The sequence below is a fragment of the Stenotrophomonas sp. Steno-C17 genome, from assembly GCF_056393165.1.
The window spans coordinates 81819-100085 of sequence record NZ_JBWJPD010000018.1 but is presented as its reverse complement, the minus strand read 5'-3'; the positions used below and the strand labels follow the sequence as shown (position 1 = coordinate 100085).

Here is an 18267-nt window from a genome sequence, read left to right as displayed (position 1 = left end):
CCCCCACCGGCCTGGATGCCACCGGCGGTCAGCGCGGTCGGGTCCAGCAGGCGGCGCAGCTCGGCCTCGGCCAGCCCGCTGTCCTCCAGCGCCACCTCCAGCACCGGGCGCTGTTCCTTGTAGGCGCGCTTGGCAATCGCCGCGGCCTTCTCATAGCCGATGATCGGGTTCAACGCCGTCACCAGGATCGGGTTGCGGGCCAGCGCTTCGGCCACGCGGTCCTGGCGCACCTTCAGACCGGCGATGGCACTGTCGGCCAGCAGGGTGGACACATTGGCCAGCAGGCCGATGCCATCGAGCAGGTTCACCGCGATCAGCGGCAGGGTCACGTTGAGCTGGAAATTACCGGTCTGCCCGGCCACGGTGATCGCGGTGTGGTGGCCGATCACCTGCGCGCAGGCCATCACCGTTGCTTCGGGAATGACCGGATTGACTTTGCCCGGCATGATCGAGCTGCCCGGCTGCAGCGCCGGCAGTTCGATCTCGCCCAGCCCGGCCAGCGGACCGGCGTTCATCCAGCGCAGGTCGTTGGCGATCTTGATCAGGGCCACCGCCAGCGCATTGAGCTGACCGGACAGTTCCACCGCATCATCCTGCGCGGCCAGTCCTTCGAACTTGTTGTCGGCGCTGTCGAACTTCGCCCCGGTCTGCTGCTTCAAGGCCTTGGCCACCTGCGCGCCAAAGCGCGGATCGGCATTGATGCCGGTGCCGATGGCGGTGCCGCCCAGCGGCAGCCGGCGCAGGCGCTTGAGACTGTCGTCGATGCGCGCCTGGGCCGAGGCCAGCTGCGCCGACCACGCACCGAACTCCTGCTCGAAGGTCAGCGGCATGGCATCCATCAGATGGGTGCGGCCGGTCTTGACCACCTTGCGCAGGCTGCGGCCCTTGCGATCGATCACCTTGCGCAGGTGCGCCAGCGCCGGCAGCAGGTGCTCCTGCGCGGCCAGTACGGCAGACACCCGCAGCGCGGTGGGAATCACGTCGTTGGAGCTCTGCCCCTGGTTGACGTGGTCATTGGGGTGCACGCTGGCCTTGCCGGCCTTGCCGCCACGGTTGGCCAGGGTGGCGATGACCTCGTTGGCATTCATGTTCGAGGAGGTGCCCGAACCGGTCTGGTAGACATCGATCGGGAAATGCGCGTCCCAGTCACCACGGGCGACCTCGGCCGCGGCCGACTGGATGGCCTTGGCCACGCCCTTGGGCAGGTGGCCCAGTTCGGCATTGACGCCGGCGGCGGCGCCCTTGACCAGGCCCAGCGCCCGGATGAAACCGCGCGGCATGCGCTGGCCCGAGACCGGGAAATTCTGCACCGCGCGCTGGGTCTGCGCGCCCCACAGGGCATCGGCAGGCACCTGCAGCTCGCCCATGCTGTCATGTTCGATCCGGAACCCGGTGGTTCCACCCTTGCTTGCAGCTTTGCTCATTGCATCGACTCCGCACTACTTCAGTTGGGGAAAGGGAAGCGGCGGCTGGCAGGGTGTCGCTTCCCGGGCTGGCGGCTGCGACAACGATACTCCCTTGTCCGCGGCAGGGGATGACGAGGACGGGCCAGATCGTTCCGTCCGCAGGGCCGTTTACACGGGTAGCGCCGGGCCGTGCCCGGCGAGCGCGCAGCGCGGCCGCCATCTGCCGGGCATGGCCCGGCGCTACCGAGCATGCAACGGCCCCACGTCGTAGAATATGGCCCCCGCCGCCTGCCCCAGCCCTGCCGACATGTCCGATTCCGCCCTGCTCGCCCTGTCCCCGCTCGATGGCCGTTATGCCGGCAAGGTCGACGCCCTGCGCCCGATCTTCTCCGAATATGGCCTGATCAAGGCCCGTATCGTGGTCGAGGTGGAATGGCTGCTGGCGCTGGCCGCCGAGCCGGGCATCGTCGAACTGGCGCCGTTCTCCGAGGGCGCCATCGCCCGCCTGCGTGGGCTGGCCGCCGGCTTCAGCCCGGCCCAGGCCGCGCGCGTGAAGGAGATCGAGCGCACCACCAACCATGACGTCAAGGCGGTGGAGTACTTCATCAAGGAACAGCTGAAGGACGATGCCGAGCTGGCCCCGGCGCTGGAATTCGTGCATTTCGCCTGCACCAGCGAGGACATCAACAACCTCAGCTACGGCCTGATGCTGGAACAGGCCCGCCGCGATGTGCTGCTGCCGACCCTGGACGGCATCGCCGCCAGCCTGCGCAGCCTGGCCCACGCCCAGGCCGGCCAGCCGATGCTGTCGCGCACCCACGGCCAGACCGCTTCGCCGACCACCCTGGGCAAGGAACTGGCCAACGTCGTCGCACGCCTGGAGCGCCAGCGCAAGCAGATCGCTGCGGTCGAGCTGACCGGCAAGATCAATGGTGCGGTCGGCAACTACAACGCGCACGTGGCCAGCTACCCGGACGTGGACTGGCCGGCCTTCGCCGAGCGCTTCGTGACCGGGCTGGGCCTGGTGTTCAACCCGTACACCACGCAGATCGAGCCGCACGACAACGTCGCCGAGATCGGCGATGCCGCGCGCCGCGCCAACATCATCCTGATCGACCTGGCCCGTGACATCTGGGGCTACATCTCGCTGGGCTACTTCAAGCAGCGCCTGAAGGAAGGCGAAGTCGGCTCGTCGACGATGCCGCACAAGGTCAACCCGATCGATTTCGAGAATGCCGAAGGCAACTTCGGCATTGCCAATGCGCTGTTCGAACACTTCAGCGCGAAGCTGCCGATCAGCCGCTGGCAGCGTGACCTGACCGATTCCACCGTGCTGCGTGCGCTGGGCACCGCGTTCGGCCACAGCCAGGTGGCGCTGGATTCGCTGGCCAAGGGCTTGGGCAAGCTGGAAGTGAACCCGCAGCGCCTGGACGCCGATCTGGATGCGGCGTGGGAAGTGCTGGCCGAGGCCGTGCAGACGGTGATGCGCCGTCACGGCCTGCCCAACCCGTACGAGCAGCTGAAGGCACTGACCCGCGGCCAGGGCATCACGGCCGAGTCGATGCGCACGTTCGTGCAGGGCCTGGAACTGCCGGCCGATGCCAAGCAGCGCCTGCTGGAGATGACCCCGGGCAGCTACACCGGCCTGGCCGAGGTGCTGGCGAAGAAGATCTAAGGGGTTTTCTTTGCGGCGGCGGCCGCGGGCGCTGCCTGCGGCAGGCAACTGCAACAGCAACGGCAACGTCAAAGGCGGCTCTGGGTTTCTGCCGTGCTTGGCGGGGCGGGTTGGGTTCGCGGGACACGCCGTGAACCCATCCATGGGGGCTCGTAGGCGCCATCCATGGCGCCTGCGGTCCCGCGAACCCAACCCGCCCCACCTCTGACAGTTTCCCGGTTGCGGATCGAAGAGCGTTGGGTTGTCGGGACGGAATTTGAGAGGGACGCGGCTTCGCCGCGTCCCTCTTTGTTTTGGGCTGTTTGTAGAGTCGAGCCATGCTCGACTGCTTCTGCTCAGTCGAGCAAGCTCGACTCTACGCGAGCGAGCGCAGCGCGCGACCCGCTGTTGCCTTTGATCTTCTTCTTCCCTTCCGTGGCGGGCCGCGCAGGAAACTGTCAGGGGCCGGGCGGGTGGGCTGCGCGGGGGTGTCCGCCGCATGGATGCGGCGGCCAAGCTTACAGGGACGTACTTGCAGCGTCCCCAGCGCAGCCCACCCGCCCGGCCAAGCGCGGCTTTTGCTGGTGAACCCAGACTCCGCCACGAGGGGCTCCGCCGTTGGCCGGACACCCCGCGACAAACCACCACACGTGCGCAATGCCAGCGAACGGCGGACAATGGAGACCTTGGCGGCCCGCCACGCCGCCCCTCCCGCTTTCCGCTGCAAGGAATCCCCCATGGCCGCCCGCAAGTCCTCCGCTCCGCTCATTGAAGTCACCGCCCGCCCCGGCCAGCCGCTGGGCATGGCCCCGGCCACCTTCCTGCGCGACTTCTGGCAGAAGCGCCCGCTGCTGATCCGCAATGCCTTCGCCAACTTCCAGACCCCGGTGCAGCCGGAAGACCTGGCCGGGCTGGCCTGCGAAGAAGGCGTGCTGGCGCGCCTGATCCAGCATGACAAGGCCCAGGACAGCTGGCGCGTGCGCAGTGGCCCGTTCCAGGAAGACGTCTTCCCCGCCCTGCCCGACCATGACTGGACCCTGCTGGTACAGGACGTGGACAAGTGGGACAAGGACGTGCGCGCGCTGATCGAGCACTTCAGCTTCCTGCCGCGTTGGCGCATGGACGATGTGATGATCAGCTTCGCCGCCACCGGCGGCTCGGTCGGCGCCCATGTCGACCAGTACGACGTGTTCCTGCTGCAGGCCCACGGCCACCGCCGCTGGCAGATCGATGCCAGCGAATCGATCAAGGGCAAGCGCCCGCCGCTGGGCTTCCGCCCCGATGTGGAACTTAAGCTGCTGCAGGTGTTCAAGCCCACCCACGACTGGGTGCTGGCACCGGGCGACATGCTGTACCTGCCGCCGAACGTGCCGCACCACGGCGTGGCCGAAGACCCCTGCCTGACCTTCTCCTTCGGCATGCGCGCGCCGTCCTCGGCCGAGCTGATCAGCGACTACCTGGACACCCTGATCGCCGATGCCGACGAGAACATCCGCTACCAGGATGCCGATCTGAAGGTGCCGGCCGATCCCAACGAGATCGACACGGTGGCGATGGCACGGGTCATCACCGCGCTCAATGCCATCCGCATGAACGACCCGGACAAGCTGGGTGACTGGTTCGGCCGCTTCATCACCACCTACCGTGCGGCGGGCGAAGTGATGGCCCACCAGGCCGCGCCGGCACCGGAAGAAGTGGTGCAGGCGCTGGCCTCGGGCCTGCTGCTGCAGCGCCACCCGTGGGCGCGGCTGGCCTGGCGCCGGGCCAAGCGCGGTGCCAGCCTGTATGTCAGCGGCCAGGATTTCGCCCTGCCGGTGAAGGATGCGCAGCGCCTGGCCGGCGCCGAGCAGCTCGACGCGGCCGCCTATCGCGGCCTGTCGGACAAGGGCCGCGCGGTGCTGCAGCAGCTGCTGGTCGGCGGTGTGTTCCAGCTGATCGACCCGAATGAGGTCTACGCCGATGAGGACGAAGACGAGGACGGCGTGCTGGGCGAGGTGGTGGAAGGCCACGACCAGGTCGCCGAACTGGATGACGAGGTGGTGTCCGACGATGTCCACACCGTGACCGTGCACGACGACGGGATCGAGGTCATCGTCAACTTCGAGGACCACGACGAAGACGACAGCAACGACGGTCGTGACTGAGCCATGACCACGATCCGGGTCCAGCAGGTCCGCCACGCCGACGCCCACGCCGCCATCCACGACGTGCGGCAGCGGGTCTTCGTGCAGGAACAGGGCATCGCCGCGGATCTGGAGCGCGACGCGCTGGACCCGATCAGCGCCCATGTGCTGGCCCTGGATACCGCCGGCCAGCCGGTCGGCACCGGGCGCCTGGCCCCGGATGGCCGCATCGGCCGCATGGCCGTGCTGGCCAGCCACCGCAACCAGGGCGTCGGCGAGGCCCTGCTGGAGGCGCTGGTGCAGGCCGGGCGCGGCCTCGGCCTGGCCGACCTGCACCTGCACGCACAGCTGCCCGCCCGCGACTTCTACGCGCGGCAGGGCTTCCTGCCCGAGGGCGAGGTGTTCGAAGAGGCCGGCATCGGCCACCAGCAGATGCGCCGCCGGCTGGGCGTGGCCAGCGCCATCGACAGCCGTGCCGAAGCGGTCGCCATCACCACCGCGATCATCCACCGTGCGCGCCGCCAGCTTTGGCTGCACAGCCGCCAGCTGGACCCCGGGCTGCTGGATGCGCCGCCGGTGCAGGCGGCCCTGCGCCGCTTCGCCACGGCGCGCCACGACAAGCAGCTGCGCGTGATCGTGCACGATGCCGCGGCCATTGCCAGCGCCGGCGCCCCCCTGCTGGCCCTGTACCAGCGCCTGCCCAGCGTGATCCAGTTCCGCGAAGTGAGCGATCCGGTCGACCGCGCGCTGGCCTCGGCCTGCCTGGTCAACGACGTGGGCGACTTCTACTTTCGTCTTATCGGCCACCGCCTCGACGGCGAGGCGGCGATCGCCCTGCCTGCACGTTCACAGCCGTTCGAGCAGCAATTGCAGCGCGTCTGGGACCGTTCGCGCGAATGCAGCGAACTGCGCGCGCTCGGCATCTGAGACAGCCGCTGCGGACAAACCTGTCTGGCACCGACACCGCAGGACGCGCGATGCCGCCGTTGCTGCCCCATCCTGCGCGGATGGGGGTACAATTTGGCTGTTTGAACGCGCCCGTGCAGGGCTATTCATTTTCCTGCAGGGTCCTTCTGAAGCCATACCCCACAAAGCGAATCAACACCCTCCATCGTGGACAATCAACTGAAGCAGTTTGCGCAATCTTCGCAACTCGCCGGCGGCAACGCCTCCTATGTCGAGGACCTGTACGAGCAGTACCTGGTCTCCCCGGATAGTGTCGATCCCAAATGGAAGACCTACTTCGACGGCTTCAAGGGCCGCGAAGCAGGCGACATTCCGCACTCGGCCGTCATCTCCCACATTGCGGACGCGGCCAAGGATGCGCTGAAAGCCGGCACCGGCAGCGGTGCGGGCGACGAGCGTGAGCGCAATGTCGGTCGTCTGATCACCGCCTACCGTTCGCGCGGCCACCTCGATGCCCGCCTGGACCCGCTGGGCCTGACCAAGCCGGTCAACACCCCGGACCTGGGCCTGCCCTTCCACAGCCTGTCCGATGGCGATCTCAACAGCGAGTTCAGCACCGGCGGCGTGGGCGGCCAGCCGCGCATGAAGCTGCGTGACCTGCTGGCGCGCCTGAAGGCGACCTACACCGGTTCGATCGGTGCAGAGTTCATGCACATCTCCGAGGTCGATCAGCGCCAGTGGATCTACAAGAAGCTGGAACTGGCCGGTGGCAACTACCAGCTGGACGCTGACACCCAGCGCCGCACCCTGGAGCGCCTGACCGCTGCCGAAGGCCTGGAACGCTACCTGCACACCAAGTACGTCGGCCAGAAGCGCTTCTCGCTGGAAGGCGGCGACTCGCTGATCCCGATGATGGACACCATCATCCGCAGCGCCGGCAAGGATGGCGTCAAGGACGTGGTCGTCGGCATGGCCCACCGCGGCCGCCTGAACGTGCTGGTCAACACCCTGGGCAAGAACCCGCGCAAGCTGTTCGACGAGTTCGAAGGCAAGTTCGAACACGACGAACACGCTTCGGCCGGCGACGTGAAGTACCACATGGGCTTCTCGGCCGACGTGGCCACCGACGGCGGCCCGGTGCACCTGGCGCTGGCATTCAACCCGTCGCACCTGGAAATCGCTGACCCGGTCGTGGCCGGCTCGGTGCGTTCGCGCCAGGAGCGCCGCAAGGACACCGCGCGCAAGCAGGTCATGCCGATCCTCATCCACGGCGACGCGGCCTTCTCCGGCCAGGGCGTGGTCATGGAGCTGTTCCAGATGTCGCAGGCCCGCGGCTTCGCCGTTGGCGGCACCGTGCACATCGTGGTCAACAACCAGGTCGGTTTCACCACCTCCAACCCGCAGGACACGCGCTCCACGCGCTATGCCACCGACGTGGCGAAGATGATCGCCGCCCCGGTGCTGCACGTGAACGGCGATGACCCGGAAGCGGTGGTGTTCGCTGCACAGCTGGCCTTCGAGTTCCGCCAGAAGTTCGCCAAGGACGTGGTCATCGACCTGATGTGCTACCGCCGTTGGGGCCACAACGAGGCCGACGAACCGGCGATCACCCAGCCGCTGATGTACCAGGTGATCCGCAAGCACCCGACCACCCGCGAGATGTACGCCGAGCAGCTGGAAAAGGCAGGCGTGATCGCCGCCGGCGCCGGCAAGGCGATGGTCGATGCGTACCGCGACAAGCTGGACGGCGGCGAAGTGACCACCGAGCTGGCCAAGGTCGAAAAGACCCCGCCGACCAGCCCGCTGTTCGTCGATTGGCCGAAGCTGCTGGAAGGCAAGCTGTCCGACCCGATCTCGACCAAGGTCGACAAGGCCAGGCTGCTGGAGCTGGCCAAGCTGATCAACACCGTGCCGGAAGAAGTGCAGCTGCACTCGCGCGTGGCCAAGGTGTACGACGACCGCCGCAAGATGGCCGCCGGCGAGATTCCGGGCGACTGGGGCTTTGCCGAGAACCTGGCCTACGCCACCCTGCTGGACGAGGGCAATGCCCTGCGCCTGGTCGGCCAGGACGTGGGCCGCGGCACCTTCACCCACCGCCACGCGATCCTGCACGACCAGAAGACCGACAACTACTACCTGCCGCTGCGGCAGCTGGTGGATTCGCCGGAAAAGGCCACCGTCATCGATTCGCTGCTGAGCGAAGAAGCGGTGATGGCCTACGAGTACGGCTTCTCCACCACCGATCCCAACACCCTGTGCATCTGGGAAGGCCAGTTCGGTGACTTCGCCAACGGCGCGCAGGTGGTCATCGACCAGTTCATCGCCGCCGGTGAAGCCAAGTGGGGCCGCATTTCCGGCCTGACCCTGCTGCTGCCGCACGGCTATGAAGGTCAGGGCCCGGAACACAGCTCGGCGCGCCTGGAGCGCTTCCTGCAGCTGTGCGCGCTGGAAAACATGCTGGTCGTGGTGCCGTCCACCCCGGCCCAGGCCTTCCACATGCTGCGCCGCCAGCTGCACCTGACCACCCGCAAGCCGCTGGTGGTGATGTCGCCCAAGTCGCTGCTGCGCCACAAGCTGGCCGTGTCGACCCTGGACGAACTGGCCAATGGCGAGTTCCAGCACCTGATCGGCGACGCCAACGCGGACGCCAGGAAGGTCAAGCGCGTGGTGCTGTGCTCGGGCAAGGTCTACTACGACCTGCTGGAAGACCAGACCAAGCGTGGCCAGGACGACGTGGCGATCATCCGCGTGGAACAGCTGTACCCGTTCCCGCGTGCGCTGCTGGCCGCCGAGCTGCAGAAGTACGGCAACGCCACCGACGTGGTGTGGACGCAGGAAGAACCGCAGAACCAGGGTGCGTGGTACCAGATCCGCCACCACCTGCAGTTCTGCCTGGCCGATGGCCAGAGCCTGCACTACGCCGGTCGCGCGCGTTCGGCTTCGCCGGCTGCCGGCCACATGGCTGACCACGTCCGCGAACAGCAGCAGCTGGTCGCCGACGCACTGGTCAACCCGTTCAACGACCAGGTCGCTGAATAACTCCTCCCCCTATTTAGAAGACAAACCAGGAAGCTCCCGCAATGGCCACCGAAGTCAAAGCCCCGGTACTGCCCGAATCCGTCGCCGACGGCACCATCGCCACCTGGCACAAGAAGGTGGGCGACGCCGTCAAGCGCGACGAAAACCTGCTTGACCTGGAAACCGACAAGGTCGTCCTGGAAGTGCCGTCGCCGGTCGATGGCGTGATCAAGGAAATCAAGTTCAAGGAAGGCGACACCGTCACCTCCAGCCAGGTCGTGGCGATCATCGAAGAAGGCGCCGTGGCCGCTGCCCCGGCTCCGGCCGCTGAAGCCGCTCCGGCTGCCGCCGCTGCCCCGGCTGCTGCCGCTCCGGCCGCCGCTGCTGCCCCGGCCCCGGCTGCCAAGTCGGCTGCCGACAGCCTGCCCCCGGGCGCCCGCTTCACCGCCATCACCGAAGGCGTGAACCCGGCCGACGTGGACGGCACCGGCCGTCGCGGCGCGGTCACCAAGGAAGACATCGTCAACTTCGCCCGCAACGGCGGCGCCGGCAAGGCCGGTGGCGCACGTCCGGAAGAACGCGTGCCGATGACCCGCATCCGCAAGCGCATTGCCGAACGCCTGATGGAGTCGAAGAACTCCACCGCCATGCTGACCACCTTCAACGAAGTCGACCTGTCCAAGGTGTCGGCGGCGCGCAAGGAACTGCAGGACGAGTTCGTCAAGGCCCACGGCATCAAGCTGGGCTTCATGAGCTTCTTCGTGAAGGCCGCTGCCAACGCCCTGCAGCGCTTCCCGCTGGTCAACGCCTCCATCGACGGCGACGACATCATCTACCACGGCTACTCGGACATCTCGATCGCCGTGTCGACCGAGAAGGGTCTGGTGACCCCGGTGCTGCGCAACGTCGAGCGCATGTCCTTCGCCGACATCGAAAAGACCATTGCCGACTACGCCAAGAAGGCGCGTGACGGCAAGCTGGGCCTGGACGAACTGCAGGGCGGCACCTTCACCGTCACCAACGGCGGCACCTTCGGTTCGCTGCTGTCGACCCCGATCATCAACCCGCCGCAGAGCGCCATCCTGGGCATGCACGCCATCAAGGAGCGTCCGATCGCCCAGAACGGCCAGGTCGTGATCGCGCCGATGATGTACCTGGCGCTGTCCTACGACCACCGCATCATCGATGGCAAGGACTCGGTCCAGTTCCTGGTGGACATCAAGAACCAGCTGGAAAACCCGGGCCGCATGCTGTTCGGCCTGTAAGAGACCTCCCGCCCCTCCGCGTCCGCGCGGAGGGGTTCTGGTATAGCAACAAGGAATAATTCAATGGCTGAACAATTCGACGTCGTCGTCATCGGTGCCGGCCCGGCCGGTTACCACGCGGCCATCCGTGCCGCACAGCTGGGCCTGAAGACCGCCTGCATCGACGCAGCGCTGGGCAAGGACGGCAAGCCGGCCCTGGGTGGCACCTGCCTGCGCGTGGGCTGCATCCCGTCCAAGGCGCTGCTGGATTCCTCGCGCCAGTTCTGGAACATGGGCCACATCTTTGGCGACCACGGCATCAGCTTCAAGGACGCCAAGATCGACGTCGAAGCGATGGTTGGCCGCAAGGACAAGATCGTCAAGCAGTTCACCGGTGGCATCGGCATGCTGTTCAAGGCCAACAAGGTCGCCGCCTATTACGGCTTCGGCGAACTGCAGCCGGGCAACGTGGTCAAGGTCACCCAGCATGACGGTTCCATCGTCGAGCTGAAGGGCACCAACGTGATCATCGCCGCCGGTTCGGATTCGATCGAACTGCCGTTCGCCAAGTTCGACGGCGAGACCATCGTCGACAACGTCGGCGGCCTGGACTTCACCGAAGTGCCGAACCGCCTGGCCGTGATCGGCGCCGGCGTGATCGGCCTGGAACTGGGCAGCGTGTGGAAGCGCCTGGGCGCTGAAGTCACCATCCTGGAAGCACTGCCGGAGTTCCTGGCCGTGGCCGACGCCGAAGTGGCCAAGACCGCTGCCAAGGAATTCAAGAAGCAGGGCCTGGATATCCGCCTGGGCGCCAAGGTCTCCAAGACCGAGATCACCGGCAAGGGCAAGAAGAAGGAAGTCGTTGTCACCTACACCGACAGCGAAGGCGAAAAGACCCTGGCCGTGGACAAGCTGCTGGTGGCCGTCGGCCGTCGCGCCGCCACCAAGGGCCTGCTGGCCGAAGGCACCGGCGTGAAGATCAACGAGCGCGGCCAGATCGAAGTCGACGCGCACTGCCACACCGGCGTCAACGGCGTGTGGGCGGTCGGCGACTGCGTGCGCGGCCCGATGCTGGCGCACAAGGGCTTCGAGGAAGGCATCGCGGTGGCTGAGCTGATCGCCGGCCTGCCGGGCCACGTCAACTTCGACACCATTCCGTGGGTCATCTACACCGAGCCGGAACTGGCCTGGGTCGGCAAGACCGAAGCACAGCTGAAGGCCGAAGGCATTCCGTACAAGGCCGGCAGCTTCCCGTTCGCCGCCAACGGCCGTGCCGTGGCGATGATCGAGCCGGCAGGCTTCGTGAAGATCCTGGCGCATGCCGAAACCGATCGCATCCTCGGCATGCACTTGGTCGGTGCCAACGTCTCCGAGCTGGTGCACGAAGGTGTGCTGACCATGGAGTTCAGCGGTTCGGCCGATGACCTGGCCCGCATCTGCCACGCCCACCCGTCGCTGTCGGAAGTGATCCACGACGCGGCCATGGCGGTCAGCAAGCGCGCCATCCACAAGGCGAACTGATCGTTCGTATGGATGGTGGGTGCCGACCGTTGGTCGGCACTGAACTGCAAACGAAAGACCCCGCCTTGGCGGGGTTTTTTGTGCGCGCGGCACGGTCAGCTCAACAACTCTGCAGCGCCACCCAGGTCTGCGACAGATCGCGCGCGGCCAGGTCCTGTCGGCGAATCCAGAAGTACAGCATCCCCGAGTCGCCCCACATCGCATCATCATCGGCCGAGTCCAGCTGCAGCAGCAGTTGCCACTGCTCGCGCTGGCGCTCCAACGCCGGCCTGCGCGGATCCTTGTACGCCGTGCCGTCACCGCACGACAGGCCGTGGATGACGAGCTGCGCTTCCATCTGCATGTCGCCCTGCACGTTGTGCGCAGGACCGCCCAGCGCATGCAGCGGTTGGCCCGCGCCCGCATGGTGGGCTGCCACAGCATCGGTCAGCTCGAAATACGCGTCTTCGCGGTCTTCATCCCACGCCAGGCCGTGCTGTGCCATCCACGCGCCAATGGCGGCGCCCTCGGCCGATTCCCGGTGCGGCAGGCGCAGGCCGGGCTCAAAGGCCAACGCCGACGGCACCAGCGCGAGTGCCTCATCGGGCGGCGGCCGACGCGCTACCAGGGTGTCGGCGTCAAACAGGAACACGCGGTGCCCGGTGCGGTGCTCGGGCGCGTAGCCCCAGGGCTGCTCGTGGGCATCGTAGAAGAACGACAGCACGCCGGTGGCCGGCAGATCCAGCCCGGTCGGTGTGCCGGGCAGATCAACCAGATTGATCTGCAGCAGGAAGTCCAGCGCGCGCCCGCAGTGAACCGGCCAGACAAACCCGTCGGGCACATCCGGGCCGCCGCCTTTGCGCGATGCCCCCAATGCCGTCGTATCCGCCGCAGCGGGCGCGAACGCCAGGCTGGGCCGCAGCAGCGCGGACAGTGCATCGGCCTCGGCCGCCAGGCCATGCTGCGTACACAGTTCGTTGAACCAGGGGGCGGCGGTTTCCATGTACAACGTCCATGTTGTCGGGGCGCCCAGTCTAGAGCGGGAGACCGGCCATCACCACTGCGGCGCCTGCGCCTTGACGCCTGCCCGCCGCGGCCACGATGATCGGGGCGCACACTCACGGACGACGATGCCATGCAATGGATGCCCCTCGGCCGCGGTGCCCGCACCACAGCAGCACTGCTGGCCGTGCTGGCGGCACTGCCATCCTGCGCTGCCGAACCCCTCGAAGGCGACTACAGCAGGGCGTCGGTGCAGCCCGTCGAGGTGAGCCCGGCGGGATCCAACCAGATCAGGATCCGCTACAGCATGCCGGGCGAATCCCTGTTCTACTCGCCCGGCGTTGATTTCAGGTCTGCCGACGGCACCCTGCAAGTCGCCATCCGCCGCTGTGGCATCAGGGACAGCGGATGCAAGGCGATGGCCAAGGTCACCTCGCCCGAGGGCGACCCGTGGCGGCCCGAAGCCGTGCTGCCCTACCGCGGCGAGAAGATCATGATGATCTACCGCGATGGCCAGCAGCAGATGGTGCCTGCAGCGCCCCCGCGATGACGTAGCCCGTCGCCCGCCCGGCGTTATCCCTGCCTTGCAGGCGAGGCCGGCTTGGGCGCGTCGTCACAGACGCGGTGCTTGACCACCGTGCCACCCACCTTCCATTGCTTGACCACCCGGCAGGACGCCTTGGGCTCGCGCGCCTTGCTGGACGTGGCCCCCGCGGCATTCGCTTCGTCCGCAGCGGCCGACTGCTGCCGCTCCAGCCACGCCGAGGTGGGCGCCGGCGGCGGCGGTTCGGCCAGGGCCGGGCCTGCCAGCAGGGCCAGGCCGAGCATCAGCAGCGCCCTCATGCCGCCGCCGCCCGGCCGCCCAGCAGCCGCGCCGGCAGCATGAACAGTGCGCGCAGGAAGGCAAACACGGCCGAGAAGGTAATGCCGACCAGGCGGAACGGCAGGCTCAGCAGCCAGACCAGCGGCCACAGCAACAGGGCCAGGATCGCCAGCGGCCAGCACAGCACGAACAGCAGGCACCACACGCCCAGCGCGAACAGCGTCTTCATGACAGGTCTCCCACGGCGGCACCGTGCCGCCTGGGATCACCTTGGCGCCCTGCCCTACCTGGCCGCAAAGGGTTTGCGACGAAACCGGGCTGGGGCTGACGAAACCGTGGAATTCCGGTAACGCCCGCAGGCGTTATTCGAACGAACCGACCGAATCGTGGGACAGGTTGTCGAAGCGGGTGTATTCGCCGAAGAACTTCAGCTTGCACGAACCGGTGGGGCCACCACGGTGCTTGCCGATGATGATCTCGGCCAGGCCCTTGTCCGGCGAATTTTCCTTGTTGTAGTAGTCGTCGCGGTAGATGAACACGATCATGTCCGCGTCCTGCTCGATTGCGCCCGATTCGCGCAGGTCGGCCATCACCGGGCGCTTGTCGGTACGCGTTTCCAGCGAGCGGTTGAGCTGCGACAACGCGATCACCGGCACGTTCAGTTCCTTGGCCAGGCCCTTCAGCGAACGCGAGATTTCCGAAATTTCGGTCGCGCGGTTTTCGCTGTTGCCCGGCACGCTCATCAGCTGCAGGTAGTCGATCACGATCAGGCCCAGGTCGTGCTCGCGCTTCAGGCGGCGGCACTTGGAGCGCAGGATCTCCGGCGACACGCCCGGCGTATCGTCGATGAAGATCTTGGTTTCCTTCAGCATCTTGATCGCGCTGGTGACCCGGCTCCAGTCCTCGTCTTCCAGCTGGCCGGTACGCAGGCGCGAGGCGTTGATGCGGCCATTGGAGGAAATCAGGCGCATTGCCAGCTGCGATGCGGACATTTCCATCGAGAACACCGCCACGCCCTTCTTCGATTTGATCGCCGCATACTCGGCGATGTTCAGCGCGAAGGTGGTCTTGCCCATGGCCGGGCGCGCGGCCAGGATGATCAGGTCGGTCGGCTGCAGGCCGGCGGTCATCGCATCGAAATCGGTGTAGCCGGTCGGCAGGCCGGTGATGTTGCCGCCGTTCTCGAAGCGGTTGCGCAGCTCTTCGAACGCGTCTTTCAGCGCGCCGGGCATCGCCACGAAATCGGTGCGGCCGCGCGCGCCCTGTTCGGCAATGGCGAACACGCTTTTTTCCGCCGACGCCAGCAGCTCACTGCTGTCGCGACCTTCCGGCTGGAAACCGTCGTTGACGATATCGGTACCGACCTGGATCAGCTGCCGCAGCACCGCCTTGTCGCGCACGATCTCGGCGTAGGCCACGATGTTGGCCGCCGACGGCGTGGTACTGGCCAGTTCGATCAGGTAGGCACCATCGCCGACCAGCTCCATCCGGCCCTGCGATTCGAACCACTCGCCCAGGGTGACCGCATCGAACGGACGCTCGCGCTCGGACAGCTCGCGGATCGCCCGGTAGATCATCTGGTGATCGCGGCGATAGAAGTCGGTTTCGTTCAGCTGATCGTTGACCCGGTCGTAGGCTTCCGGCGCCAACATCAGGCCGCCCAGCACCGCCTGCTCGGCTTCCACCGAATGCGGCGGCACGCGCAGTTGGTCGATGCGCGAATCGTCGCGATCGCGATCAAAGCCATCGCCGCGCTCTTTGCGGTTGGAACGGAAGCCGGAACGGGCGGACATGCTGCGGTGTTTCCTGCGAAAGTGGGCCGGGCCAGTGTAGGCATGGGCCGACACAGGCGACCATGGACAAATCTGTGGATAAGCCGTGGACGAACAGGGGGTATCTGCCGCGGTGCAACGCGGCTGCCCAGCCTGAGCCCGTCATTATCGCATGGGGTCGGGGGTCAGAGCCCGCCGCAAGGGGTCGGATCCCTCTGCACAGCAGAGGGCTCTGACCCCGATCGGGGCGTCAACCGCCCTTGGCGTGCACCGCGATCAGCGCCAGGAACCGGTCCACATAGCCCTGCAGGAACGTCTGCGTGCCCTCGTTGTGGATCGCACCTTCCGCATCGATCAGCCCCTCCTTGAAATGGATGAAGGCCTCGGGCTGGCCGAGCACCTGCATGTCCAGATAGGCCAGGATGTTGCGCAGGTGCTGTTGCGCCAACGCGGTGCCGATGGCGCCGATGGAGGCGCCGATCACCGCCGCCGGCTTGCCAGCGAACGCACTGTCGCCATACGGCCGTGAGCCGAGATCAATGGCGTTCTTCAGCACGCCCGGCACCGAGCGGTTGTATTCGGGGGTGACGAACAGCACGGCATCGGCCGCACGCACCTGCTCCTTCAGCCGCGTGCCCTGCGCCGGGTAGCTGCCATCGAAGTCCTGGTTGTACAGCGGCAGATCGTCGATCTGCACGTACTGGAAGCGCGCGCGATCGCCGGCCAGCTTCTGCAGCGCGCGGGCCAGCTTGCGGTTGCAGGAATCCTTGCGAAGGCTGCCGACGAACACGGCGATGGTGGGTACAGGCATGGCGGCACACTCCTGGCGGGGAAAGGGCCAGCCTAGCGGCCGGCCCGATGTGCCGCGGTGAAGGTCAGCCGCGCGTGACGCCTGCGCGCACCTGCCGCCAATGGTCCTGCCAGGCCTGGAACATCAGCACGTTCCACAGGTGGGTATGCCACTTGCGCTGGCCGCCCAGGAACTGCTGCCACAGCGGCTGCACCGCCGCCGCCGACAGCACGCCCTCGCGTTCCAGCCGCGCCGGCTGCAGCAGATCGTCGGCCCAGGGCCGCAGATCGCCCTTCAGCCAGTCGCTCACCGGTGCGCCAAAGCCGCGCTTGGGCCGGTGCACCATGCCCTGCGGCACGTAGCGGCCCAGCACGCGCTTGAGCAGCACCTTGCTGGTGTCCTGGCTGCGCTTGAAGGACAAGGGCAGCGACCAGGCGAACTCGGCCACCCGCCAATCCAGCAGCGGTGCCCGCGCCTCCAGGCTGACCGCCATCGAGGTGCGGTCCACCTTGCACAGCAGATCGTCAGGCAGGTAAGTCACGAAGTCGGCCAGCATCATCGCGTCGGCCGGGGTGCCGGCACCGTGCAGCGGGTCGGCCAGGTCGTAGAAGCTGCCGGCCTCGCGTGCGCCGATCACCGCCGCTGCCGGATCGCGCCAGCGCGAAATGCGGTTGCGGTACACATCGCCGATGCCGCGCGCGCCGGTTTCGGCCAGCAGCGCGGCCAGCCCGCCGGTGCGCGAGGCCTCGCCCTGCTGGTGCGCACGCGCGCCCATCCAACGCCGCAGCGGCGCGGGCACGCGCCCCAGCATCTGCCAGTTGCGCAGCGCGCGCACGTAGCGCATGTAGCCAAAGAACAGTTCGTCGCCACCGTCGCCGGACAGCGCCACGGTCACGCCCTGCCGTGCCAGCCGCGCAACCAGTGCGGTCGGCACCTGCGAGGCATCGGCGAAGGGTTCATCGAACATGGCCGGCAACTGCGGCACCACCGCCAGCGCATCGGCGCCGCTCACGTACAGTTCGGTGTGGTCGCAGCCCAGGTGGGTGGCCAGTTCCCGCGCCAGCGGCGCCTCGTCATGGTGCGAACCGGTGAAGCCGATGCTGAAGCTGTGCACCGGCGTGGCGCTCTGCGCCTGCATCAGCGCGGCCACCAGCGAGGAGTCGGTGCCGCCGGACAGGAACACGCCCACCGGCACGTCGGCCACCATGCGCAGCGACACCGCGTCACGCAGCAGGCCATCGAGCTGTTCTTCGGCCTCGTCGATGCTGCCCTGGAACGGCGCGGCCAGCGCCGACTGCATGCGCGCACGCGCATCCCAGTACGGCCGCTGCGCCTGTTCGGGGCGGTGTGCGCCTGCGCCAGCGGCCACGGTCTCGGCATCCAGCCGCAGCACGCGCCCGGGCATCACCTTGAAGCAGCGCTGGTGGATGCTGTGCGGCGCCGGAATGTAGTCCAGGCGCAGCAGCAGGGTCAGCGCGTCACGGTCGATGTCGTTGTCGAATTCCGGGTGCTGCCACAGCGCCTTCAGTTCCGAACCGAACACCAGGGTGTTGCCGGCCCAGCCGTAGTACAGCGGCTTCTTGCCCACCCGGTCGCGGGCCAGCCACAGGCACTGCTGCTGGCGGTCCCACAGGGCGATGGCGAACATGCCGTTGGCGCGCTGCAGGGTGTCTTCCACGCCCCACTGCAGCACCGCCGCCAGCAGCACCTCGGTATCGGAATGGCCGCGGAAGGTGTGTCCCAGCGGTTCCAGCTCGGCACGCAGCGCGGCGAAGTTGTAGACCTCGCCGTTGTAGGCGATCACATAACGGCCATCGCTGGACGCCATCGGCTGGTGCCCCAGCGGCGACAGGTCGAGGATGCTCAGCCGCCGGTGGGCCAGGGCAATACCGGCCGCCGCATCCACCCAGGTGCCACCGTCATCGGGTCCACGGTGGTGCAGCGCCTGGCCCATCGCCAGCGCCTGCGCCTGCAGCTGCTCGGCCGGGGCCTGCGCCGCCGGCAACAACAATCCCGCCAATCCACACAT

The 18267-nt window shown here is 67.3% G+C and carries 14 protein-coding genes; 7 read left to right on the top strand and 7 right to left on the bottom strand.

Going from position 1 to position 18267, the window contains the following annotated elements; all coding sequences use genetic code 11:
* Positions 1 to 1424, bottom strand: a 1424-nt coding sequence (locus AC06FA_RS15820; protein WP_478069140.1) for a class II fumarate hydratase, incomplete at its 3' end; no start/stop codon positions are given.
* A 289-nt stretch (positions 1425 to 1713) separates the two neighbouring features.
* Here AC06FA_RS15820 and purB point away from each other — a divergent pair.
* The 6 genes from purB to lpdA all read left to right on the top strand — a co-directional run bounded on the left by purB (position 1714) and on the right by lpdA (position 11872).
* The gene (gene purB / locus AC06FA_RS15815) at positions 1714 to 3081 is read left to right on the top strand and encodes an adenylosuccinate lyase (protein ID WP_478069139.1); all 1368 of its coding nucleotides are present in this window, start codon (positions 1714 to 1716) and stop codon (positions 3079 to 3081) included.
* A 716-nt stretch (positions 3082 to 3797) separates the two neighbouring features.
* Positions 3798 to 5204: a ribosomal protein uL16 3-hydroxylase gene (locus AC06FA_RS15810; protein WP_478069138.1), complete on the top strand. Its 1407-nt coding sequence runs from the start codon at positions 3798 to 3800 to the stop codon at positions 5202 to 5204.
* A 3-nt stretch (positions 5205 to 5207) separates the two neighbouring features.
* Positions 5208 to 6110: a GNAT family N-acetyltransferase gene (locus AC06FA_RS15805; protein ID WP_478069137.1), complete on the top strand. Its 903-nt coding sequence runs from the start codon at positions 5208 to 5210 to the stop codon at positions 6108 to 6110.
* Between the two features lie 186 nt (positions 6111 to 6296).
* Positions 6297 to 9128 (top strand): 2-oxoglutarate dehydrogenase E1 component, encoded by a 2832-nt coding sequence (locus AC06FA_RS15800; protein ID WP_478069136.1) that lies wholly within the window; start codon positions 6297 to 6299, stop codon positions 9126 to 9128.
* 41 nt (positions 9129 to 9169) lie between these two features.
* Entirely contained in the window at positions 9170 to 10372 is a 1203-nt protein-coding gene (gene sucB / locus AC06FA_RS15795) for a dihydrolipoyllysine-residue succinyltransferase (protein ID WP_108750050.1), read from the top strand.
* 63 nt (positions 10373 to 10435) lie between these two features.
* Positions 10436 to 11872 (top strand): dihydrolipoyl dehydrogenase, encoded by a 1437-nt coding sequence (lpdA, locus tag AC06FA_RS15790; RefSeq protein WP_478069135.1) that lies wholly within the window; start codon positions 10436 to 10438, stop codon positions 11870 to 11872.
* A 100-nt stretch (positions 11873 to 11972) separates the two neighbouring features.
* Here the strand turns inward: lpdA and AC06FA_RS15785 are convergent, their stop codons facing one another.
* Positions 11973 to 12854, bottom strand: coding sequence for a YwqG family protein (locus tag AC06FA_RS15785; RefSeq protein ID WP_478069134.1), 882 nt, complete (start codon positions 12852 to 12854; stop codon positions 11973 to 11975).
* Between the two features lie 132 nt (positions 12855 to 12986).
* On the opposite strand from AC06FA_RS15785, the gene AC06FA_RS15780 reads away from it, so the two are divergent.
* Positions 12987 to 13403: a hypothetical protein gene (locus AC06FA_RS15780; protein ID WP_478069133.1), complete on the top strand. Its 417-nt coding sequence runs from the start codon at positions 12987 to 12989 to the stop codon at positions 13401 to 13403.
* A gap of 23 nt (positions 13404 to 13426) precedes the next feature.
* On the opposite strand, the gene AC06FA_RS15775 is transcribed toward AC06FA_RS15780, so the two are convergent.
* The 5 genes from AC06FA_RS15775 to asnB form a co-directional block, all read right to left on the bottom strand.
* Positions 13427 to 13696: a hypothetical protein gene (locus AC06FA_RS15775; protein WP_478069132.1), complete on the bottom strand. Its 270-nt coding sequence runs from the start codon at positions 13694 to 13696 to the stop codon at positions 13427 to 13429.
* Positions 13693 to 13905, bottom strand: a complete 213-nt coding sequence (locus AC06FA_RS15770; protein WP_312708539.1) for a hypothetical protein — start codon at positions 13903 to 13905, stop codon at positions 13693 to 13695. The genes AC06FA_RS15775 and AC06FA_RS15770 overlap by 4 nt, the downstream gene beginning before the upstream one ends.
* Before the next feature lie 133 nt (positions 13906 to 14038).
* Positions 14039 to 15469 carry a replicative DNA helicase gene (locus AC06FA_RS15765; protein WP_312708541.1) on the bottom strand — a complete coding sequence of 477 codons (1431 nt, stop codon included), beginning with the start codon at positions 15467 to 15469 and terminating at the stop codon, positions 14039 to 14041.
* 229 nt (positions 15470 to 15698) lie between these two features.
* Positions 15699 to 16259, bottom strand: a complete 561-nt coding sequence (locus tag AC06FA_RS15760) for an NADPH-dependent FMN reductase (RefSeq protein ID WP_478069131.1) — start codon at positions 16257 to 16259, stop codon at positions 15699 to 15701.
* A gap of 64 nt (positions 16260 to 16323) precedes the next feature.
* Positions 16324 to 18267: an asparagine synthase (glutamine-hydrolyzing) gene (gene asnB, locus AC06FA_RS15755; RefSeq protein WP_478069130.1), complete on the bottom strand. Its 1944-nt coding sequence runs from the start codon at positions 18265 to 18267 to the stop codon at positions 16324 to 16326.